Source organism: Variovorax sp. J31P207, from assembly GCF_030316965.1.
Classification (GTDB): domain Bacteria; phylum Pseudomonadota; class Gammaproteobacteria; order Burkholderiales; family Burkholderiaceae_C; genus Variovorax; species Variovorax ginsengisoli_B.
In genome coordinates this window covers 116,784-137,030 of the sequence record NZ_JASZYN010000016.1, presented here as the reverse complement: position 1 = coordinate 137,030, position 20,247 = coordinate 116,784, and the positions used below count along the sequence as shown (strand labels likewise).

Genomic DNA, 20,247 nt, shown 5'->3' with positions numbered 1-20,247 from the left:
GTTCATGACCTCCAATCTCGACGTCATTCGCGCGACCTACGAAGGCACGTCCGAGGAGAACGGGAAGCATTTGCTCGCCGCTCTGGCGGCCGACGCCACCTGGACCGAGGCGGCCGGCTTCCCTTATGCCGGCACCTACACCGGCCCCGAAGAAATCTTCGCCAAGGTGTTTCGGAGACTGGCAACCGAGTGGCTAGGGTACAAGGCGGTGGTGCACACCTACCTGGCCGACGGCGACCGCGTCGCGGCCTACGGGGTGTACTCCGGCACCTATGCGACAACCGGTAAATCCATGCGCGCTACCTTCGCCCATCTCTATCGGCTCAAGGACGGCAAGATCGTCAGCATGGAGCAGTATGTCGACAGCGCTATGGTGCAGCAGGCGTTGACGACCACGAAATAGCGTTCGCAGATGGGAGAACTTCAATCGGCCTCTCGAGCAACCGCGTCGACCAGCATCTGAACGCATCCATGTAGACCTTTGAGATGCAGGGCGTGTTGCCTGTGGGCGCAGCGCGATGGGTCGCAGATGGGGCCTTGCGTCACGCGCCGTGCGGCGCTGCATCCGATGCATTGAGCTTTTCGACCACCAGATCGATGAATGCCGACACGGCCAGGGGAAGATGCCGTCGGCTCGGGTAGAGCACGTTGAGGCCATAACCCCTGCATCGGTACTGCGCAAGCACAGGCACGAGGCGACCCGCCTGAAGGTCGAACCCGGCAATCGTATGCGGCAGCAGTGCGATCCCGAGCCCGGCCACCGTCGCCTTGCGCAGCGCCTGCGCGGTGTTGGCGCTGAAGCGGGTGGCGACCTGTATTTCCTCTTCGACCCCGTCCGGCCCGGTCAGTCGCCATGTTGCGTGCCCGCTGGGATGGGCGAAGCTCACGCAGTCGTGCTCGACAAGGTCCTGCAACTTCCCGGGCAAGCCGCGGGCGGCAACGTATGCGGGGCTGGCCACCAGCATGTCGTTGCCGGCGCGCAGCACCTGCCGGCCTACGTAGCCTGAGTCGCGAAGCTGCCCGCCGCGGAATGCCACGTCGATCCGCTCGGCGATCAAGTCGGCCTTCGCATCGCTGAGCACGAAGTCCAGCCGAACGCGCGGATGTGCGGCCAGGAAACCCGTCACCCATTCCATCGGGAAGAAATCGAAGAAGTCGGCGGGTGCGGCGACGCGCACCAGGCCAGTGGGCTCGTCGCTGCCGGTCGTCATTTCCTGGCCTGCGTCGATCAAGCCGTCCACCGCACTCGCGCAGCGCTCGTGGAATGCAGCGCCAGCACTGGTGAGCGTGAGTTTGCGGGTCGAACGCTGCAGCAGACGCGTGCCGAGTTGCCCTTCCAGCGCCTGGATGCGCCGGCTGACCGTGTTGGACGGTATGCCGAGACGTCGCGCAGTCGCCGCAAAGCTGCCGCTCCGTGCGACCTGCACAAACAGCGCGATGTCGTTCAAATCCACCATGGTTCGAAGATTACTTTGAAAAATGGACGAGTTCAACTCAATTGCATCGGCTAGTCAGGCAATGACGTCGGTCCTACGCTTCACCCATCGGCCACGGAGGCCATCCGCTTCTCAGCAAAAAGACATCGCTTCATGACCACTTCAACGCCACGTTCCCTGACCCAACACCGAATGGTCTGGGGCTTTCGCATTCTTCTCGCCCTGGCCTTCGGTGCGGCCGGCGCAAGCAAGCTGGCGGGCGTGCCCCAGATGGTGCAGCTCTTTGATGCCGTCGGCTTCGGGCAAGGGTTCCGCTATCTGACGGGTGCCGTCGAGATCATGGGCGCTCTCCTTGTTCTCGTGCCCGCCACAGGCTTCCTCGGCGGCCTGCTGCTGGCCGCCACGATGGTCGGAGGTGTGGCGACGCATCTGCTGCTGATTGGCGGCAATCCCTTCCCGGCCATGGTGCTGGGCCTGCTCTCCGCCTTCGTGGCCTGGCGACTGCGCCCGGCTTCCCCATCATCCGTGGGCCGTTGAGGCCATCAGGAGCAACTGCAATGACTCTCGCAACCCGCACCGAAGCGCGCGCCATCGTCCACCGTACCCGCGGCAGCGCGCACGGGCCCATCACGCGGCTGATGAGCCCCGGCGACCTCGGCATGTTCCTGAAGCCATTCGTGTTTCTGGACCTTGTGCGCTCCACGGCGTCGACGGGACAGAAATTCGGCATGCACCCGCACTCGGGCATCGCGACGCTGACCTTTCTGCGTGAAGGGGACGTGAACTATGAAGACACGACCGGCAAGAAAGGCGTGCTGCCCGCGGGCGGTGTGGAGTGGATGCGCGCAGGCAACGGCGTATGGCACACCGGCGCACCGGTCGAGGGCTCGCCGATGCTGGGCTTCCAGCTCTGGGTGGCCCTGCCGGCTTCGGAGGAAAACGCGCCTGCGGAAAGCCTCTACCTGGCGCCATCCGAGATCTCCGAGGAAGGCCCGGCGCGCGTGTTGCTCGGACACTATGGCGCGGCGAGAAGCCCGATTCCAGCGCCTGCGGACATGAACTACCTCGCAGTCCGCCTGAAAGACGGCGAGCGTTGGAACTATGCGACGCCCGCCGGCCACACGGTGGCCTGGTTGGCAGTGGACACGGGCCGGCTCGATGCGGGCGGCCCTGCCACGGCCGGCGAACTCGTCGTCTTCGAGGAGTCGGGCCAGGCCATCGATGTCGTGGCCTACGGCGACACGTCCTTCGTGCTGGGCTCGGCGGTGAAGCATCCGCACGATCTGGTCATGGGTCACCACTCGGTGCACACGAGCAAGGCAACCCTCGCGCAAGGGGAAGCCGAAATTCGGCGCATCGGCGCCCGTCTAAGAGGCACTGCCGGGCTGCAAGGCGCTCGCGAAAAAGCCTGAGGCCCCATCCAGGCCGCTTGGCCGACTAACAAGCGCAGTCATGCCTGCTCGTCTGGCAGCTTCCGTGCGCCAACTACAGCTTCGACTTGTGAGAGTCGACATGCGGAACTGTCAGCCTTCGGGGCGCTGGCAGTTCGATCCTTCAAGCCCCTTGGCATTACTGGACTCAACAGGAATACATCATGAGCATCGGCATTATTGGTTCTGGCGCCCTCGGCGCCAACGTGGCGCGCGCGCTCGCGAAGAAGGGGATCGCGGCCACGCTTTCGAACAGCCGCGGACCGGATTCGCTGGCAGCGCTGGTTCAGGAGCTTGGCCCTTCGATCAAGGCGGGCACGACTTCCGAGGCGGCGAGTGCCGATGTCGTGGTTGTCGCGCTGCGTTGGGTCGATGCCGAGAAAGTCCTGAGCGGCTTGCCGGCGTGGAAGGGGCGCATCGTCATCGATGGCACCAACCCGGTCGAGTTCCTCGATCCGAATTCGCCGGACGCCAAAGACCCGAGCAATCCGCTTGCAGCCTACGGCATCAAGGCCGTCGACCTGGGTGGGAAGCATTCGAGCGAGGTGTTCAAAGAGTTCGTCCCGGGCGCACGTGTCGTCAAGGCGTTCAACCACCTCGATGTCAAGGTCCTTTCGGAGCCGGAAGTGGCGGGTGGCAAGCGCGTGCTCTTCTATTCGGGCGATGACGCTGCCGCGAAGGCTGAAGTCCGCAAGATCCTCGAGGACATTGGTTTCGCACCGGTCGATCTCGGACCGATCGATGTCGGTGGACCGCTTGCATCGCTGCCGTTCGGCTCGCTGGCCGCACAGGAATTCATCAGGATCTGAAGCGGCCCTCAACGCAGCGGCGGCAGGAACTTCGGTTCTGGCCGCCAGGCGGCGCGTCGCGACATCGCACCGGACACCGCACCGGACACCGCGCCCCCGTCGCACCCCAAGCCGGACTACGAACCCAGAAGCGCAGGCGGGTCGCGCGTTCGTGAACACGCGCGCGGCGAGAAGCAACTCGACTGGACCTTTCCGGCATCGTTTGGCGGCTGAGCGCCGGCTTTGCCATGCGCGCTTCGCATTGCGAGATGGTGCGGGCGGCGCTCCTTTGTCCTGGGGAAGACCCCTAGGCACAAACGCCGGCGCCGCTTGTTTTATGAAGCGCTTCAAGTTAGCATTTAGGCCTATTTTCCATAGCCGACATATGTTTCTCCGGTTAGAAATGAAGCGCTTCAAGTGATTGCACCTACGGAGACATCGGATGCCCTGGCCATCGCATTCGGCTTCCTCGCCGTGACCCTTTGGATCAGCTGGCTGATCCGCCACTCGCGCTTCGGCTTCTATCTGCGGCGCGCCTACCTGGAGCATTGACATGGATGCACTGCAAGAGCTTGAACACCGCGGTCGCGTCGTGCTCGTCACCGGCGCCGCGGGCGGCATCGGCGCGGCCATTGCCGAGCGCTATGCCGCCGACGGCGCGGCGGTCGGGCTCGTGGACTTCGATTCGACGGCGGGTCAGGCGTTGGCGAAAAGGCTTGGGGCTGCAGGCCACCACGTCTGCTTCGTAAAAGCCGACGTGGCGAGCTTCGTTGAATGCGATGCCGCTTGCAGCGTCATCGAAAAAATGCTCGGCCCCGTCGACACGCTGGTCAACAACGCCGGCATTTCGCCGAAGCACGCGGGCAAGCCAGTGCCCATCTGGCGGATGGAACCGGCCGAATGGCACCGCGTGATCGACGTCAACCTGCACAGCGTCTTCAACTACGTGCGGCGGCTTGCACCCGGCATGGTCGATCGCAGATTCGGGCGCATCCTGTCGATGTCTTCAGTGGCGGGCAAGGCCTACCTGGACATCGTGGCTGCGCACTACAGCACCACCAAGGCGGCGGTGATCGGCATGACCCGCCATCTCGCGGGCGAACTGGGACCATACGGGATCACGGTCAATGCGCTGGCCCCCGGCCGTATCGATACGCCGATGGTGGCCGGTGCGCCGCGCGAGGCCAACGAAGCCGTGGTTGGCGTCACGCCGCTGCGGCGGCTCGGCAAGCCCACCGAAGTGGCGGACGCCTGCCTGTTCCTGAGCTCGCCGAGGTCGGACTTCATCACCGGCCAGGTGATCGATGTCGCTGGCGGCTGGCTGATGACCTGACACATGAATCACATTGGAACCACGATGACTGCAGAACTCAAGTCGAACTACATTGCCGGCGAATGGCTCTCCGGTGCGGACGTGAACCGCAACATCAATCCGTCGGACACCAGCGACCTCGTCGGCGAGTACACGCGCGCCGACGAGGCGCAGGTGCTTCAGGCGATCGATGCGGCGTTCGAGGCCCGGCTCCCGTGGCAACGGAAGACGGCGGAAGAACGCTCCGACGCACTCGACCGCATCGGAACCGAGATCCTCGCGCGCCGCGATGAGCTGGGCCGGTTGCTCTCGCGCGAGGAGGGCAAGACGCTGGCCGAGGGCATCGGCGAAGCCACGCGAGCGGGCCGCGTGTTCAAGTTCTTTGCCGGCGAGGCCTTGCGCCTGGGCGGCGAAAAACTCGCGTCGATCCGCGCCGGCGTGGAGGTGGACGTGGTGCGAGAACCCGAAGGCGTCATCGGCATCATCACCCCCTGGAACTTCCCGATTGCGATTCCCGCATGGAAGATCGCGCCCGCGCTGGCCTATGGCAACACGGTCGTCTTCAAGCCCGCGGACCTGGTGCCGGGCAGTGCCTGGGCGCTGTCGGAGATCATCGTGCGTGCGGGTGCGCTGCCGGCCGGCGTCTTCAACCTGGTGATGGGCGCCGGCTCCAAGGTTGGCAATGCGATGGTGAATTCGCCCAAGGTGCGCGCGATGACCTTCACGGGTTCGACGTCCACGGGGCGGCAGATCGGCCTCCGGTGCATGGAGCGTGGCGCCAAGGTCCAGTTGGAAATGGGGGGCAAGAACCCGCTCGTGATCCTCGACGATGCGGACCTGGCGCAGGCGGTCTCGGTGGCGGTGAATGGCTCGTTCTTCTCCACCGGCCAGCGCTGCACCGGCTCCAGCCGGCTCATCGTGCAGGACGGCATCCATGACCGCTTCGTCGCCGCCATGATCGAGCGCATGGCCGAGTTACGCACCGACCATGCACTGAAGAGCGGCACCGACATCGGCCCGGTGGCCTCGCAGGCCCAGCTCGACCAGGACTGCTTCTACATAGCTAATGCGAAGGAAGAGGGCGGCCGCCTGGCAGCAGGTGGCGAACTCCTCGAGCGTGAGCACCCCGGCTTCTACCTGTCTCCCGCGCTGATCGTCGACACCCACAACGCGATGCGCGTGAACCGCGAAGAGGTGTTCGGTCCGATTGCCAGCGTGATCCGGGTCGCAAGCTACGAAGAGGCACTGGTGGTCGCCAACGACACCGAGTTTGGCCTTTCGTCGGGCATCTGCACGACCTCCCTTAAGCATGCCAGCGACTTCAAGCGCAACTCGACCGCCGGCATGGTGATGGTGAACGTGCCGACAGCCGGCGTGGACTACCACGCGCCTTTCGGTGGCCGCAAGGGCTCGAGCTACGGATCGCGGGAGCAGGGCGCCTATGCGCGCGAGTTCTACACCACCGTCAAGACCACCTATACGCAGGCTTGAAAAATGATCGAAATCACTGGACACACGCAGATCTTCGGCATCCTGGCCGATCCAATTCATCACGTGAAGACGCCTCAGGGCATCAACCGCCTGCTCGAGGCGCGCAGGTTCGACGGCGTCATGGTGCCGATCCACGTCGGCGCCGAGGGCCTTGGCGCCATGGTCGACGGGTTGCGCCGGATGAACAACCTGGGCGGCTTCGTCGTAACCGTGCCGCACAAGACCGCCATGCCCGCGCTGTGCGACGAACTGACGCCTGCCGCGCAGCGGATCGGCGCGGTCAACGTTGTGCGCCGAACCGCCGACGGCCGCTTGGTCGGCGGCATGCTCGACGGCGAAGGCTTTGTCGCGGGGGTGCGCAGCGAGGGCCTCGAGCCTGCGGGCCTTGCCGCCTATCTTGCCGGCGCGGGCGGTGCCGCGAGCGCGATTGCCTATGCGCTCGCGCAAGCCGGCGTCTCGCGCCTCACGGTTGCAAACCGTACGCCAGCCAAGGCCGAGGACCTCATCGCCCGCCTCAAGGAGGATTTTCCCGGCTTGGCGGTGGAACTGGGAACCGAGGACCCGTCGCATCACGACCTGGTGGTCAACGGTACTTCGCTTGGCCTTCGAGAGGGTGATGCGCTGCCGCTGAACACCAGCCGGCTCTCGGCCGATCAGATCGTGGTCGAGATCATCATGCAACCCGCCGAGACGCCGCTGCTGCGGGCGGCGCGCGCGAAAGGCTGCCGCGTGCACTTCGGGGCACCGATGCTTGCGAGCCAGATTGCGCTGATGGCAGCGTTCCTGGGCGTGCCCGCGCAAGAGGCGACCGGAAAATGACCGACGTGCAATTCCTGGAGGCGCTCCGCGCCATCGTCGGCGAACGCGGTGTGATGGCGGACCCCACCGATCTCGAGAACTACAACGTGGACTGGCGCCATGTATTCAAGGGCCAGGCGCGCTGCGCCGTCCTGCCGCGAACCACCGACGAGGTTGCGGCCGTGGTGCGCCTTTGCGCGAGCCAGGGCATCGCGGTCGTGCCTCACGGCGGCAACACCGGCCTCTCCGGCGGCGCGACGCCCGACGGCAGTGGCCGGCAGGTGGTGCTGTCGCTCGCGCGCATGCGTGCAATCCGAGACGTCGACGTCCTCGGCGAAACGATGGAGGTCGAAGCGGGCTGCATCCTCCAGACCGCGCAGGAAGCCGCGAAGGCCGCCGGCCTGATGCTGCCTATCAGCCTGGCCGCGGAAGGCTCCGCGCAGATCGGTGGCGTGCTCTCGACCAACGCCGGCGGGACGAACGTGCTGCGCCATGGCATGTCTCGGGCACGCGTGCTCGGCCTGGAGGTCGTGACCGCCAATGGCGAAGTCGTGAACGGGCTGCGCCGCCTGCGCAAGGACAACGCCGGCTACGACTGGAAGCAGTGGTTCATCGGCACCGAAGGCACGCTCGGCATCATCACCGCGGCGGTGCTGCAGCTTGCGCCGCTATCGGGCCACCGCGTCACGGCGCTGCTGGCCGTGCCCGGCGTCGACGCCGCACTGAAAGTGCTTCGCGCGGCGCGGCAGCAGATCGGCGAGACGCTGAACGCGTTCGAGCTGATGTCCGGCGCCGCGCTGGAACTGGTCGAGCGCCATCAAAGCCTCAAGACGCCGCTGGCGCCCTCTGAATGGTTCGTGCTGCTGGAAGCGAGCTCGTGCCTTCCCGGCCTGCGCGATGCGGTGGAAGCGCTTCTTTCAATGGTTCTCGAAGACGGCGATGCGACGGACGGCGTCATCGCCGAATCGCAGCGGCAGGAAGGCGAGCTCTGGCTGCTGCGCGAATCCATCACCGAGGCCGAGTCGCGCGAAGGGCGCTCGCTCAAGCACGACGTGTCCGTGCCCATTTCCGGCATTCCCGCATTCCTGCGCGAGGCCGATGCAGCGGTCGCGCTCGCTTTTCCCGGGTCGCGCGTCAATGCGTTCGGGCATGCCGGCGACGGCAACATCCACTACAACGTCGTCGTGCCGCCATCTTGTGACGGCCCGGCGTTGAATGCGCTCGTCCACGACTTGGTCGTGAAACACCAGGGCAGCATCTCCGCCGAACACGGCATCGGGCAGTACCGCGTGAGCGAACTCGAGCGGTGCCGCTCGGTTTCGGAACTGAGGCTGGCGCGCCGCGTCAAGGCGGCGCTCGACCCGGCCGGGACGATGAACCCCGGCAAGGTCATTTCTTGGACGGAGACACAGTGAACATGGAACCCTACGACTACATCATCGTCGGCGGTGGCACCGCCGGCTGCATCCTGGCGAACCGGTTGACCGCCTCCGGACAGCACCGGGTTCTGATGCTCGAGGCCGGGGGCGAACCCGCGAGCATGTGGATCAACATTCCGGCAGGCTTCAGCAAGCTGCTGACCAACACGCAGTACAACTGGCGCTTCCAGACCGAGGCGGAAGAGAACACCAACCAGCGGGTGATCGCGGTACCGCGCGGCAAGGGCCTGGGCGGCTCGACGCTCATCAATGGCATGGTGTACGTGCGCGGGCAGTCCGGGGACTACGACGCCTGGCGCGACGCCGGTGCGTGCGGCTGGGCATGGAAAGATGTCGAGCCCTACTTCCGCAAGCTCGAGAACTACGACAAGGGCGGACCCACGCGCGGACACGAAGGGCCGATGAAGCTCGCGCAGGTGCGCGAACGTTTTCCGATCTCGGACGCCTTCATTCGGGCGGCCCGGGAGGACGGCCTATCCTTCAACGAAGACTACAACGCCGGGCGCCAGGAAGGCGTCGGCTACTACCAGGTGACGCAAAGCGGCGGGCGGCGCTGGAGCGTGTATGACGGCTATTTGCGGCCCGCGCTCAGGCGCAAGAACCTCGCCATCGTGACCCATGCGCATGTGGTGCGCCTTGAGATCAGCGGCCAGCGCTGCACCGGCGTCACCTACCGCCGCAACGGCGTGGAGAGCACGGTCAATGCCCTTGCGGAGGTCGTTCTTGCCGCCGGTGCGATCCAGTCTCCCCAACTGCTCGAACTCTCGGGCGTCGGCCGGGCCGAACTGCTCCAGTCACATGGCATTGCGGTGCGCCACGACCTTCGCGGGGTCGGGGAGAACTACATCGATCACTTCTGCACCCGCATGAACTGGCGCGTGAAAGACGCCGTCACGCTGAACGAGATGTCGCGGAACTGGCGCCTTGGTCTGGCCGTGTCGGAGTATTACGCGCGGCGGACCGGCATTCTCACGCTGGGCACCGGCCTGGTGAACGCGTTCGTGAAGACCAAGCCCGAAATGCCGACCGCCGACGCGCAGTATTTCTTCATGCACGCAAGCTATGCGAATGCCGCCGAGCGCGTGCTCGACAAGTTGCCCGGCATGACGATCGGCGTGACGCAGTTGCGACCCGAATCGGTCGGCACCATTCACATCAAATCGCCGGACCCCTCCGCGGGGCCGTCGATCCGGCCGAATTTTCTGTCGAGCCCCGTCGATCGGGAGTGCATGGTGCGCAGCATGCAGATCGCGCGGCGCATCGTCGAACGGCCGGCGCTGCAGCGCCACGTGGTCGAGGAAATGAGTCCGGGAATCGAGGTTCGCTCCGACGCGGACTGGCTCGCCTTCGCACGTCAGAACGGCCAGACGATCTATCATCCGATCGGCACCTGCCGCATGGGAGAGGACGATGCGGCTGTGGTCGATCTTCGCTTGAGAGTACGGGGCATGAGCGGTCTGCGCATCGTCGACGCCTCCGTGATGCCCCGCATGGTGTCGGGCAACATCCAGGCGGCCGTCATGATGGTGGCGGAGAAGGCCGCCGACCTGATCCTGGAGGATGCTTCCCGCCGGTAGTGCGAACGAGCGCGCCGTCCTGTTTCGAACAGTGTGTGCACCTCGATGAATTCATCGACCCTGCCGCCATGGTGGCCGCCACGGACGCCAGCGGCCGCATGGCTTCGATGACCCTTGTCAATGTTTCCGATCGACGAGGTCAGACCCTGTCGGAGTCGATTCTCGCTGGCATCAACCGGTTCTTGATGGCACCGGTCGCAATCGATGCCGGCGTGGTCATGGAAGGTGCCTGACCCAGACTTTCACGGATGATGACTTCATGGCCTAGCGCGGGGACTTCGCCGAGGTCGCGGTTTTCAATCAGACCGACCAGGCGTCGTGCACAAAGCGTCCCCATCTGCGCCGTCGGAATATGCACGGTAGTGAGAGGCGGAACGGTAAGACTGGCGAGCACGATGTCGTCATAGCCCGTGATGGACATTTGGTCAGGTACCACGATTCCATGCATCCGGCACTCGTGCAGCGCACCGATGGCCAAGGTATCGGTGTTGCACATGATCGCTGTCGGACGTTGCTCCATCGCAAGAATTCGATGCATGGCGAGCTTGCCACCCTCCACGGACAAAGGCTGCTCGACGATCCAGTCTTCGCGCAGCTTGAGGCCGTGCTCGGCCATGGCGTCGGCGGTTCCGCTCACTCGCTGGCGAGCGCGTTCGTTGTGCGCCCGGGAACCACAAACGACTGCAATGTCCTTGTGTCCCCTGGCGAGCACGGCGCGTGTGAGGTCGTACGCAGCCTTGTGGTTCGAGAAGCCGACAGAGTGGCCGTAGGGCGGCTGGTCAAGCGACCACGACAAGACCAATGGAAGCTTCCGATGACGCACCAGGTCGAACACCTGTTGATCATGCTCAACACCCACCAGAATGAGGCCATCCACGCCCCGCTCAACGATGGAGCGCACCACCTCGTATTCGCGCTCCTCGACGTATTCGTGGCTTGCGACGACCAGCTGGTAGCCAAAGCCCCATAGCGTCTGCTGAAGGGCGTGAATCGAGTCGGCGAACGCCGGATTGTGCAAAGTCGGATAAACCGCGCCTACCGAAAATGTTCGGCGCGAGGCGAGTGCGCGAGCCGCACCGTTGCGCACATAGCCGAGCTGCTCCACCGCCTGCATGACACGCTGGAGGGTCTTCGGCTTGACAAGGCTGGGGTCCGACAAAGCGCGAGATGCACTCCCCAGCGAAACGTCCGCGAGTCGTGCGACGTCCTCCAGAGTCGGTCTGCCAGTGGGCGATTGAGGCATGGATGAAAGTCTTGAAAGGCGAAGTCGTAGGTACCGGCCGTGCGATCGTGAACGGGGCTTAGATGAAGCGCTTCATGATACGGGAAATAGAGGCTTCCTGGGCGAGCGCTGACCGGCCCCGTCACCTGGGCGATCCCGCTGGTCGCGTATTCGGGAAAACACCATGATGCGCGTCTCGTCTTCTCCTGCAAAATGAAGCGCTTCCAATCTACTACCGTTGCGCCTGCACCTTGTACCAAGAACAAATGCTTTCAAAAAATGAAGCGCTTCACTTTCGAGGTGGTGGGCATCGGTCCCAAGGGGCGGAGATGGCGTTCATCCGAGTCCCTGCCGTCGGTGCCGGTGTGCGGAAGCTGCGTCCTTTAACGAGAACCTGACCAAGGAGTCATATGGAAGCGAAGAACGTGCCTCATGTGCGGGAGCTGTTGGAATCCTCTCCAAAAAACTGGGGCAAATGGGGCAAGGACGACGAAGTCGGCTCGCTCAATTACCTGACATCAGCGGAGATCCTGCGTGGCATAGCAACCGTGAAGCAAGGAAAGACTTTCACGCTGCAGGTTCGAATGGGCGACCCTGGGGGCGACCCGGTATGGCCCGGTCGACAATCCGCCAAGCGGATGAATGTCATGGACCGAGGTCATTACCTGTGCGGCAAGGGGCCACGTTTTCCAGGGCAATACGAGTATGCCGACGACGTGATGTTCATGTACTTGCAAGGCTCCACCCAGTACGACGCATTGGGGCATGTCTGGTACGACGACCAGATATGGAATGGCTACGACGCGGACACCACCATTGGCGGCCTGGCCAAGGCGAGTGTGCTGCCCATTGGCGAAAGAGGAGTCGTAGGCCGCGGCGTTCTGATCGACATGGCGCGCCACCGTGGTAAAGAAGTCCTCGGTCCCGGAGAAACCTTTTCGCATGTCGATTTGCTCGAGGCTGCGGAAAGGCAAGGGGTGGTGATCGAGAAGCGGGACATCCTGATGGTCCGCACCGGTTGGATCGGATCCTTCTACAAGCGCGAGCACGCCGAGTTCTACAAGGACTTCAAGGAACCTGGCCTTACCTACAGCCGGGAACTGGTCCGGTGGTTCCAGGATATGGAGATTCCCAACCTGGTCACCGACACGATGGCCAACGAGGTGACCGTCGATCCTGTCTCGGGTGTCGAACTCCCATTGCACAACGCGCTGATGAGAAATCTTGGCGTCGCATTGACGGAAATTGCGCAACTTGATCCTCTGGCAGAGGACTGCGCCAAAGACGGCCAGTGGACATTTCTCTACGCAGCCGCCCCATTGAAGATCGTTGGCGGCTCGGGTGCGCCGGTGAACCCGATCGTCATTAAATAGTTTTTTCCGCAGGACATCTGCCGATCAGGTCGGCCGATCCATTTTTTCCAATCGCCCATTGGGCATTCACTTCGACAACTGGAGACTACGATGACCAAGAGCTATACCATCGCCGCCCGTGCCGTGCTCGCATTGAGCGCCGCTATTGCTTTTTCAGGTGCGGCGGCTGCGAAGGACAAGGTCTTTCTCAGCATGAGTTACATCGGCAACGACTGGCAGGGCGAAGCGGCGTCGATGCAGCGCGCCCTGGCATCGCACCCCAGCAACAAGGACAAGATCGATTTCGAAGTCCAGGTCGCAGGGCCCAATGCGCAGAAACAGATTCAGCAGATCAATGCCATGGTGCAAGCGGGCGCAAAGGCGATCGTGATTTACCCGATCTCGCCGACCGCGCTGAACCAGGCTGTCAAGGCAGCGTGTGACAAGGGGGTGCATGTCTTCGCCTATGACGCCGAAATCACTGAACCTTGTGCTCACAACGTGCACATCGATCAGCTCCTTGCCGGCAAGGTCGCCGCCGAATGGTTGGTCAAGGCCATGGGTGGGAAGGGTAACGTGGTGTATCTCACCGGTGTTCCCGGCACCTCGACCGACACCCAGCGTACGAAGGGGTCGATGGAAGTGTTCGCCAAGTACCCGGAAGTCAAGGTGGTTGCACAGGGGGTCGGCATGTGGAGCCAGGCCGTGGCTCGCACCGAGATGACCAAGATCCTGGCTTCGCATCCCTGGGACAAGGTCGACGGCCTGCTTGTTCAGGTGGGCTGCTACACCGTTTTCTCGATGCAGGACGAGGCCGGTATTCCGGACACCAAGAAGAAGCCGTGTGCGGGCGAGGGCGCCAATGGTCACCGCATCCAGATGTTGCCGGTCTCCAACAAGGAAGTCCTAGGTGCGAACGGGACCTATCGGCCGATGGGCGCGCCGAGCTTCTCCTATTCATCTCCGCCGGTGTCCGGTGCCTACGCGCTCAAGCAGGCGATCCAGGCCCTGGAGGGCAAGAAGTTTCCCCACGACATCATCGTGCCGCTGCCGCAGGTTACCAATGACACCGTGAAGCTCTGCAAGGAAGGGACGTGGAAGGAGATGAAGGAGGGCTGCAATGTGTTCCAGCCCTCCGTCGTCACCAATCCGGGCTGGTTTGCGGACGTCTTCAATCCGGAAACGCCAGAAGTCGCGCTCAATGCCGCGCTGACGGGCAAGTCCGAGAACTGATTCGGCACCCATCGCCTGACCAGGAATTGCTCGGCATGTCCAAGTCAACTCAAGCTATCAGCGTCGAGCAGGTACGCAAGGCCTTCGGGCCGACCGTGGCGCTCGAAAGCGTGACGTACAGCATCGCTGCCGGGAAGGTGCATGCGCTTCTGGGGGAAAACGGGGCGGGAAAGTCCACCTCCGTCAAGATCCTCAGCGGCCTGGTTCGCCCGGACAGCGGCGTGATCCGCCTGTTCGGCGAAGAGGTGCGCATGAGCAGCCCGCGCGATGCGCACAGGTTGGGCGTGCAGACAGCCTTCCAGGAACTCACCCTGATTCCGGATCTGAGCGTGGCGGAAAACCTGCTGCTGCCTTACCAGCCGACCGGCTTTGCCGGTTTGCTCAACAAGAAGGTGGCGGAGGAGCGTGTTGCAGCCAGCCTGGAGAAGATGGGCTTGCACATGATCTCTCCGCGGGCCGAGGTGCGCTCGCTGGATCTGCCGCTGCGCCAGAAGATCGAAATCGCCAAGGCGGTGCTGCGCGAGCCCAAGGTGCTGCTGCTCGACGAACCGACCTCGGCGCTGTCGGGTGAAGACATCACGTGGCTGGGACAGATCATTGCCCAGCAAAGGGCACGCGGTGCGACGATCATCTTCATCACCCACCGCATGCCCGAGGTGCGCATGTTCTGCGACAGCCTGACCATCCTGCGCAATGGCTGCAGTGTGGGCACGTTCGGCATCGACGAGATCTCGGACGAAGAGGTGATCGAGCAGATCATCGGCCGCTCGCTGGAGAAGACCTTCCCGCCCAAGCCCCCGGTGGACCGGAACGTGGCGCCAGTGCTGACGGTGCGCGACATGTCCGCCGGGCGGCTGCGCAACGCATCGTTGTCGCTGCAGCCTGGCGAGGTGTTGGGAGTGGCCGGCCTTGCGGGGATGGGGCAGCTCGAGCTCTTCCTGTCGCTCTTCGGTGACATGCCGGCAAGCTCCGGCACCATCACGGTGGACGGGCGCGAGGTGAAGATCGAATCGCCGTGCGATGCCATCGACGCCAAGCTGGGCATCACGCTCGTGCCGGAAGAGCGCAAGACAGAGGCACTGTTTCTGCGCCTGGACGGGCGGCAGAACACCGCGCTGCCGGTGCTCGACCGCTACACGCGCTTCGGGCTCATCGACAGTGCGGCCGAGGGCCTTGCCGTTGCCGGCGCCCTTGCCAAGGTGCAGGTTGCCGAACGGGCGTTGTACATGCCGGCCAACTCGTTCAGCGGCGGCAACCAGCAGAAGATCGTCATGGCGAAGTGGTTGCTGGCCGGCGGGAGAGTGCTGCTGCTGTTCGACCCGACGCGCGGCGTCGACGTGGGCACCAAGCACGAAATCTATCTGCTCATCAACGAGTACGTGCGGGCAGGCGGTTCAGTCATCCTGTATTCGACCGAGATCGAGGAGGTGGTGCATCTCAGCCATCGCGTCGTCGTGTTCTACGGCGGCAGCATCGTTCGTGAAATCGACGGTGCAGTCGAGGCCATTTCGGAATCGGAAATCATGCGTGCGGCCTTGGGAAGCGCACACACACACGGGTCCGAATCGGCGACCCGGGAGGCAGTTCAATCATGACCAATACCGCAGTCGTTTCGTACGTCCAGCCACCGGATTCGCCGCTGGCTCGGTGGGTGCCAAGCCGCGCCAAGGGGCTCTTGATCGCGATCGCGGTCCTGGCGGTGCTCTTTGCGTTGGTCAACCTTCTCTCGGCCACGCCGCTGGCGTATGCCGACCTGCTCTATCTCTCCGCCGGGGGGTTGACACTGGCGGTCGCGGCGCTCGGAGCAACCATCGTCATCCTCACGGGCGGCTTCGACCTGAGTGCAGGTGCGGTCATCTCGCTGGTGAATGTGCTGGTGGCCGTCTATATCAACGATCACCCGGCCTCGCAAGGCACCGCCGTGCTCATCGGCCTGGGCGTGGGCGCGTTGGTGGGGGCGTTCAATGGGTTCTTCGTGGCTGTCCTGCGCCTGCAGTCGATCGTGGTCACGCTGTCCACGATGTTCATCCTCACCGGCATCACGCTGGTGGTGATGGACAAGCCAGGCGGCATGGTGCCCGAGTCTTTCACCCGGTTCTTCACGGGCAGCGCGATCGAAGGCGTCTTGCCCTCGCCCGTGCTGGTGCTGGGGTTCGTCGTCCTTGCGTGGCTGGCCATCAAGAAAACGCGCTTCGGCACCGCGCTCTATGCCGTCGGCAGCGATCACGAGGCAGCCACGTACTCGGGCATCAACGTCGTGATGACGAAGCTTGGCGCCTATACGCTCGCCGGGCTGGCCTATGGCGCCGCGGGCGTGCTGGTGACGGCGCAGACGGCGACCGGAGATCCGTTGGTGGGCGTGCCCCTGCTGCTGCAGACGTTCACCGCCGTGGTCCTGGGGGGCACGGTATTGGGTGGCGGTAGAGGCGGCTGCGTGGGCTCCGTCGTCGGCGCTTACAGCCTGATGCTGATCGTCAACATTCTGCTGGTGCTGAACGTGCCGGCCTACTACGGCACCATCGTGGAAGGCCTGGTCCTGATCGCGGCAGCGCTCGGCACGACCGGCGTGTCGCGCGCGGAGCTTGCGCATTGGTGGCGCCAGACCGTCAAACGGCGCCTTGCCGACTCTGCGCGCTCCAGACCCGTGGTGCGGCTGGTGGAGCCGGCGCGGCAACTGCCTGTCGGCGCGAATTGGCTCAAGACACACGGCACCGCGCTTCGCTATGTCTTGCCGGCCTACGTATGTCTGCTGCTGATCATGCTCGTCACGGTCCTGCTCGGACGTCCGATTGACATGGGCTACCTGAACACCTTGATCCTGCTGGGTTCCTTCCTGGTGGTGCTGGCCCTGGGCCAGGGCACCGTCATTCTGACCGGGGGGCTGGACCTGTCGCTGCCCTGGACCATCGGGCTTTGTGGCATCTTGCTCGGAGGGTTGGCCCGCGGCAGCAACGAAGCCGCGCTGTGGGCGGTGCCATTGGTGCTCGGAATCGGGGTCCTGATCGGCCTGGTCAATGGGCTGGCCATCGTACTGTTCAAACTTCCGCCGATCGTGGCAACCCTGGCGATGAACGGGCTTCTGCAGGGCATCGCGCTGCTCTACAGCAACGGCACGCCCGATGGATTCGCGCCGCCCGCTCTCAAGTGGCTCATGAATGCGCGGATCGGACCGTTCACACCGGTGGTGTTTGCCGTGATCCTGTTTGCCTTTCTTGGGATCGTCCTGCTGTCGCGCACCGTGTTCGGGCGGCAGGTCTATGCAGTCGGCAACAGCCAGCGGGTGGCCCATCTTTCTGGTGTCAACGTCGGGCGCGTGACCATGAGTGTCTATGCCTTAAGTGGGCTGTGCTCGGCGCTCGTCGGAGTGATGCTCACGGGCTTCGGCGGGCAGGCCAGCCTCGGGATGGGAGACTCCTACCTGCTGCCATCGATCGCGGTGGTCGTTATAGGCGGCACTCTCATCACCGGGGGACGCGGAAAGTACGTCGGGATGATCGGCGGCGTGCTACTGCTGACCGCCCTGCAGACCTTGCTCGCCGGCACGATGATCCCGCCCTCGATCCGGGACGTGATCTACGGCGTGGTCATCCTGTGCGCGGTGGTGATGCTGCGCGAACGGTCGTCCCACTGACCGGCCGGCGCTGTTCCCAGGAGGAGTCTGATCATGGAGCGAACCATCACGTTTACCCCGGCGAAGGCGACATGGGGCACGAAGGCAGCGCAGGCGCCCCATGCGCCCCATGCGCCAACGATGGCAGAGAGTGTGGCTCAGAAGTGGATATTGCGCGGCTCCAATGGCTGCGGTTTCGATGGAAGCATCGGCCACGAAGCTGCGCGTTCGCCAGCGGTCCCGCCCAACAGCAACATTTCACATTGAAGAATCAAGGCGCATCCAGGCAGCCAGCCAAGTGGTTGCCGACGATGCAGGCGCGCGGGATCTGGATCACCCGCTGCTCCACATTCGACTGACGATCCCAATACTCGGAGACAGATCATGTTCAAACTTTCAGACAACGGTTGGTGGGAGCGCTATATCGCGGAGCTCAACGCCGACACCCATTGGACCAAGGCCGCCAAATATTTCAGCGGGCAGATCCAGTTCAATCACGACAAGGGCCATTCGACGTTGGCCGTCGTGGCCGGCCGCGCGGTCGCGGCATTTCCCGATGGAATTCCGCTGGGTGCGGAGATCGAGGTCGGCGGGCCCGACGAGGAATGGCAACGCGTGCTCGACGGCAAGATCGATTGGTTCGAGGCGCTTTCGCCCGGTCTGGGTCGCCTTGCGCTGTCAGGCAACACGGTGGCCGCCTGGCGCTACGTCGACGTCATGGCTCGGGCGTTTGACGCGATGAAGCGAGTCGGCAAGCCCGAGTCGCGTGAAGCGGCCTCGTATTCGCCAGCAGGGAAGTCGTCCGGCAAGGAGATCAACGGCCACTACGTCGTCGTCGACGGGATCCGTGTCTATTACGAAGAGGCGGGCGAAGGCAATCCGATCATCTGTTTCCATGCGGCAGCGCAGGACACCCTGATGTACCGGCATGTGCTCGAAGGCCTGTCCGACAACTATCGCGTCATCGCCGTCGATGCGCCGGGTCACTCGAAGTCGGAACTGCCGGCGGATGGCCCATTTCAAAGCCTGACGCGTCATGCTGAATTCAACGAAAGGCTGATGGACAAACTCGGGCTTGTCAAGCCCGCCATCATCGGTTGCTCCATGGGCGGAAATCTTGTGCTCGAGCTGGGCGCGCGCCGACCCGATGCATACAGCGCGATCGTATCGGCCGAGGGTGCGGACTACACACCGACGGTTTCCGAGTTCTTCCTCGACATGCTGCTGATGAACGGCACCGACATCATCGGCGCCTGGTCTCGGTCCATGACCGGCTATCGCACGCCGCCTGACCGGGCACGCGATGTGGTGTGGCAGATCTCCCGCACCACGCCGGAAGTGATGCGCGGCGACCTGACCGGTTACGGCAATTTCGACAAGCGAGACGAGGTGGGAAAGATCAAGGCGCCCGTCCTGCTGCTGCGTGGTGACGCCGATTGGCTCGTTTATCAAAGCAAGGTTGAGGAGACCGCATCTCGCATCCCTGGCAGCGAAATCGCTGTGCTGGCTGGCACCGGGCATTACCCGATGACCGAGAACCCGCTCGAATTCTGCGAGACGGTAAGGGCCTTCCTCGAGAGATCCAGCCTCGGCAATGCCCGACGCTGAAACAGGGCGCCGAACCATTTTCGGCAGGTGTGCTCTCGGCGCGGTCTCGACGCGCGAGGGCAATTAGTTTGAACTGAAACGGAGAGATTCCATGGCACAAGGTACGCATAAAGAGATCAACGGCACGACTTTATGGGTCGAGGACACAGGAGAGAGCGATCTTCCCGTCGTCCTCTGCCTGCACTCCTGCTTCCTGGACGGCACCATGTTCGACGGCCTGGTCAAGGCCGCCAAAGGCAAGTTCAGGGTGATCCGTCCCGATTTCCGCGGACAAGGCAAGAGCGCGATCGAGGACGTCGACATCATCAGCATGGACCAATGCGCGGACGACATGGAGGCGCTCATAGATGCGATGGGCATCAGGTCGATCAACGTGATGGCCCAGTCGATGGGCGGGGACGTTGCATTCCGTCTGATCGCGCGACGCCAAGAGTTGTTCCGTTCGCTGGTCGTCGCCGGCTCATCGGCCTGCGGCGAACCGCCCGAACAGGGTGCTCTCTTCGCGCAGTGGGTGGTCGATGCCGGCAACCAAGGCTTCACAGGCGAGATCCTGGAGATGACGATGCGGGTGATGTTCGGCGAAACCACCCGCCAGAACCCCGCCAAGAAGGAGATGGTGGCGTACTGGCGTGACCGGATCGCCGCCCTGCCGAAGTCGCTGCGTCCTGCGATGAAGGGCGTCATGCATCGCGAGAGCTCGGTCGAATTGCTGCCCTCAATCAAGATCCCGGTGCTGATCATCAACGGCGAAGAAGACATGCCCCGTCCGCCCGCTTGGTCCGACCAGATGAAGGCGGAGCTGCCCAATTCGAAGCTCATTCGGTTGAAGAAAATCGGTCACAGTCCCACCTTGGAGGCACCGGAACTTGTGCTTCCCGAGATCATCGGTTTCTTCTCCGATCCAAGCGTCTGAGGCTGCGCTGGCTCTGGCGGGCGAGGCCTGGGATGGAA

Annotated in this window: 19 protein-coding genes; 17 read left to right on the top strand and 2 right to left on the bottom strand. The window is 63.7% G+C overall.

The window, feature by feature from the left end; all coding sequences use genetic code 11:
- The first annotated feature begins 4 nt into the window (after positions 1–4).
- Positions 5–403, top strand: coding sequence for a nuclear transport factor 2 family protein (locus QTI68_RS34480; RefSeq protein ID WP_286528399.1), 399 nt, complete (start codon positions 5–7; stop codon positions 401–403).
- A gap of 139 nt (positions 404–542) precedes the next feature.
- On the opposite strand, the gene QTI68_RS34475 is transcribed toward QTI68_RS34480, so the two are convergent.
- Positions 543–1,457 carry a LysR family transcriptional regulator gene (locus QTI68_RS34475; protein WP_286528397.1) on the bottom strand — a complete coding sequence of 305 codons (915 nt, stop codon included), beginning with the start codon at positions 1,455–1,457 and terminating at the stop codon, positions 543–545.
- A 132-nt stretch (positions 1,458–1,589) separates the two neighbouring features.
- Between QTI68_RS34475 and QTI68_RS34470 the strand changes: the two genes are divergently transcribed.
- From QTI68_RS34470 to QTI68_RS34430, 9 genes are all read left to right on the top strand, one after another.
- On the top strand, positions 1,590–1,973 hold the full coding sequence (locus QTI68_RS34470; RefSeq protein ID WP_286528396.1) for a DoxX family protein: 384 nt from the start codon (positions 1,590–1,592) through the stop codon (positions 1,971–1,973).
- A gap of 20 nt (positions 1,974–1,993) precedes the next feature.
- Positions 1,994–2,848 (top strand): pirin family protein, encoded by an 855-nt coding sequence (locus tag QTI68_RS34465; RefSeq protein WP_286528394.1) that lies wholly within the window; start codon positions 1,994–1,996, stop codon positions 2,846–2,848.
- Positions 2,849–3,030: 182 nt separating this feature from the next.
- Positions 3,031–3,675, top strand: a complete 645-nt coding sequence (locus QTI68_RS34460) for an NADPH-dependent F420 reductase (protein WP_286528392.1) — start codon at positions 3,031–3,033, stop codon at positions 3,673–3,675.
- Between the two features lie 396 nt (positions 3,676–4,071).
- Positions 4,072–4,206 carry a hypothetical protein gene (locus QTI68_RS34455; RefSeq protein ID WP_286528389.1) on the top strand — a complete coding sequence of 45 codons (135 nt, stop codon included), beginning with the start codon at positions 4,072–4,074 and terminating at the stop codon, positions 4,204–4,206.
- Position 4,207: 1 nt separating this feature from the next.
- The gene (locus tag QTI68_RS34450) at positions 4,208–4,987 is read left to right on the top strand and encodes an SDR family oxidoreductase (RefSeq protein ID WP_286528387.1); all 780 of its coding nucleotides are present in this window, start codon (positions 4,208–4,210) and stop codon (positions 4,985–4,987) included.
- 24 nt (positions 4,988–5,011) lie between these two features.
- On the top strand, positions 5,012–6,457 hold the full coding sequence (locus QTI68_RS34445; RefSeq protein WP_286528385.1) for an aldehyde dehydrogenase family protein: 1,446 nt from the start codon (positions 5,012–5,014) through the stop codon (positions 6,455–6,457).
- Between the two features lie 3 nt (positions 6,458–6,460).
- Positions 6,461–7,276, top strand: a complete 816-nt coding sequence (locus QTI68_RS34440; protein ID WP_286528383.1) for a shikimate dehydrogenase family protein — start codon at positions 6,461–6,463, stop codon at positions 7,274–7,276.
- Complete coding sequence (locus QTI68_RS34435; RefSeq protein WP_286528382.1) at positions 7,273–8,670, top strand: FAD-binding oxidoreductase; 1,398 nt, start codon at positions 7,273–7,275, stop codon at positions 8,668–8,670. Before QTI68_RS34440 ends, QTI68_RS34435 begins: the two co-directional genes overlap by 4 nt.
- A 2-nt stretch (positions 8,671–8,672) precedes the next feature.
- Complete coding sequence (locus QTI68_RS34430) at positions 8,673–10,271, top strand: GMC family oxidoreductase (RefSeq protein ID WP_286528380.1); 1,599 nt, start codon at positions 8,673–8,675, stop codon at positions 10,269–10,271.
- A 139-nt stretch (positions 10,272–10,410) separates the two neighbouring features.
- On the opposite strand, the gene QTI68_RS34425 is transcribed toward QTI68_RS34430, so the two are convergent.
- Positions 10,411–11,514, bottom strand: coding sequence for a LacI family DNA-binding transcriptional regulator (locus QTI68_RS34425; protein WP_286528378.1), 1,104 nt, complete (start codon positions 11,512–11,514; stop codon positions 10,411–10,413).
- A 389-nt stretch (positions 11,515–11,903) separates the two neighbouring features.
- Here QTI68_RS34425 and QTI68_RS34420 point away from each other — a divergent pair, with 389 nt between their 5' ends.
- The 7 genes from QTI68_RS34420 to QTI68_RS34390 all read left to right on the top strand — a co-directional run bounded on the left by QTI68_RS34420 (position 11,904) and on the right by QTI68_RS34390 (position 20,209).
- The gene (locus tag QTI68_RS34420; protein ID WP_286528375.1) at positions 11,904–12,866 is read left to right on the top strand and encodes a cyclase family protein; all 963 of its coding nucleotides are present in this window, start codon (positions 11,904–11,906) and stop codon (positions 12,864–12,866) included.
- A 90-nt stretch (positions 12,867–12,956) separates the two neighbouring features.
- Positions 12,957–14,078: a sugar ABC transporter substrate-binding protein gene (locus QTI68_RS34415; RefSeq protein WP_286528373.1), complete on the top strand. Its 1,122-nt coding sequence runs from the start codon at positions 12,957–12,959 to the stop codon at positions 14,076–14,078.
- Between the two features lie 35 nt (positions 14,079–14,113).
- Positions 14,114–15,673 (top strand): sugar ABC transporter ATP-binding protein, encoded by a 1,560-nt coding sequence (locus QTI68_RS34410; protein ID WP_286528371.1) that lies wholly within the window; start codon positions 14,114–14,116, stop codon positions 15,671–15,673.
- Complete coding sequence (locus QTI68_RS34405) at positions 15,670–17,709, top strand: ABC transporter permease (protein WP_286528370.1); 2,040 nt, start codon at positions 15,670–15,672, stop codon at positions 17,707–17,709. The genes QTI68_RS34410 and QTI68_RS34405 overlap by 4 nt, the downstream gene beginning before the upstream one ends.
- Positions 17,710–17,742: 33 nt before the next feature.
- Positions 17,743–17,955: a hypothetical protein gene (locus QTI68_RS34400; protein ID WP_286528369.1), complete on the top strand. Its 213-nt coding sequence runs from the start codon at positions 17,743–17,745 to the stop codon at positions 17,953–17,955.
- Positions 17,956–18,072: 117 nt separating this feature from the next.
- The gene (locus QTI68_RS34395; protein WP_286528367.1) at positions 18,073–19,296 is read left to right on the top strand and encodes an alpha/beta fold hydrolase; all 1,224 of its coding nucleotides are present in this window, start codon (positions 18,073–18,075) and stop codon (positions 19,294–19,296) included.
- Positions 19,297–19,387: 91 nt separating this feature from the next.
- The gene (locus QTI68_RS34390) at positions 19,388–20,209 is read left to right on the top strand and encodes an alpha/beta fold hydrolase (protein ID WP_286528365.1); all 822 of its coding nucleotides are present in this window, start codon (positions 19,388–19,390) and stop codon (positions 20,207–20,209) included.
- Positions 20,210–20,247: the final 38 nt, after the last annotated feature.

Excerpts from the sequence above, each read along its gene's own strand:
- QTI68_RS34430 (WP_286528380.1), top strand. The coding sequence starts at position 8,673 with ATGGAACCCTACGACTACATCATCGTCGGCGGTGGCACCGCCGGCTGC.
- QTI68_RS34450 (WP_286528387.1), top strand. The coding sequence starts at position 4,208 with ATGGATGCACTGCAAGAGCTTGAACACCGCGGTCGCGTCGTGCTCGTC.
- QTI68_RS34460 (WP_286528392.1), top strand. The coding sequence starts at position 3,031 with ATGAGCATCGGCATTATTGGTTCTGGCGCCCTCGGCGCCAACGTGGCG.
- QTI68_RS34475 (WP_286528397.1), bottom strand. The coding sequence starts at position 1,457 with ATGGTGGATTTGAACGACATCGCGCTGTTTGTGCAGGTCGCACGGAGC.
- QTI68_RS34390 (WP_286528365.1), top strand. The coding sequence starts at position 19,388 with ATGGCACAAGGTACGCATAAAGAGATCAACGGCACGACTTTATGGGTC.
- QTI68_RS34405 (WP_286528370.1), top strand. The coding sequence starts at position 15,670 with ATGACCAATACCGCAGTCGTTTCGTACGTCCAGCCACCGGATTCGCCG.
- QTI68_RS34445 (WP_286528385.1), top strand. The coding sequence starts at position 5,012 with ATGACTGCAGAACTCAAGTCGAACTACATTGCCGGCGAATGGCTCTCC.
- QTI68_RS34420 (WP_286528375.1), top strand. The coding sequence starts at position 11,904 with ATGGAAGCGAAGAACGTGCCTCATGTGCGGGAGCTGTTGGAATCCTCT.
- QTI68_RS34480 (WP_286528399.1), top strand. The coding sequence starts at position 5 with ATGACCTCCAATCTCGACGTCATTCGCGCGACCTACGAAGGCACGTCC.
- QTI68_RS34440 (WP_286528383.1), top strand. The coding sequence starts at position 6,461 with ATGATCGAAATCACTGGACACACGCAGATCTTCGGCATCCTGGCCGAT.
- QTI68_RS34465 (WP_286528394.1), top strand. The coding sequence starts at position 1,994 with ATGACTCTCGCAACCCGCACCGAAGCGCGCGCCATCGTCCACCGTACC.
- QTI68_RS34435 (WP_286528382.1), top strand. The coding sequence starts at position 7,273 with ATGACCGACGTGCAATTCCTGGAGGCGCTCCGCGCCATCGTCGGCGAA.
- QTI68_RS34395 (WP_286528367.1), top strand. The coding sequence starts at position 18,073 with ATGTTCAAACTTTCAGACAACGGTTGGTGGGAGCGCTATATCGCGGAG.
- QTI68_RS34410 (WP_286528371.1), top strand. The coding sequence starts at position 14,114 with ATGTCCAAGTCAACTCAAGCTATCAGCGTCGAGCAGGTACGCAAGGCC.
- QTI68_RS34400 (WP_286528369.1), top strand. The coding sequence starts at position 17,743 with ATGGAGCGAACCATCACGTTTACCCCGGCGAAGGCGACATGGGGCACG.
- QTI68_RS34470 (WP_286528396.1), top strand. The coding sequence starts at position 1,590 with ATGACCACTTCAACGCCACGTTCCCTGACCCAACACCGAATGGTCTGG.
- QTI68_RS34415 (WP_286528373.1), top strand. The coding sequence starts at position 12,957 with ATGACCAAGAGCTATACCATCGCCGCCCGTGCCGTGCTCGCATTGAGC.
- QTI68_RS34425 (WP_286528378.1), bottom strand. The coding sequence starts at position 11,514 with ATGCCTCAATCGCCCACTGGCAGACCGACTCTGGAGGACGTCGCACGA.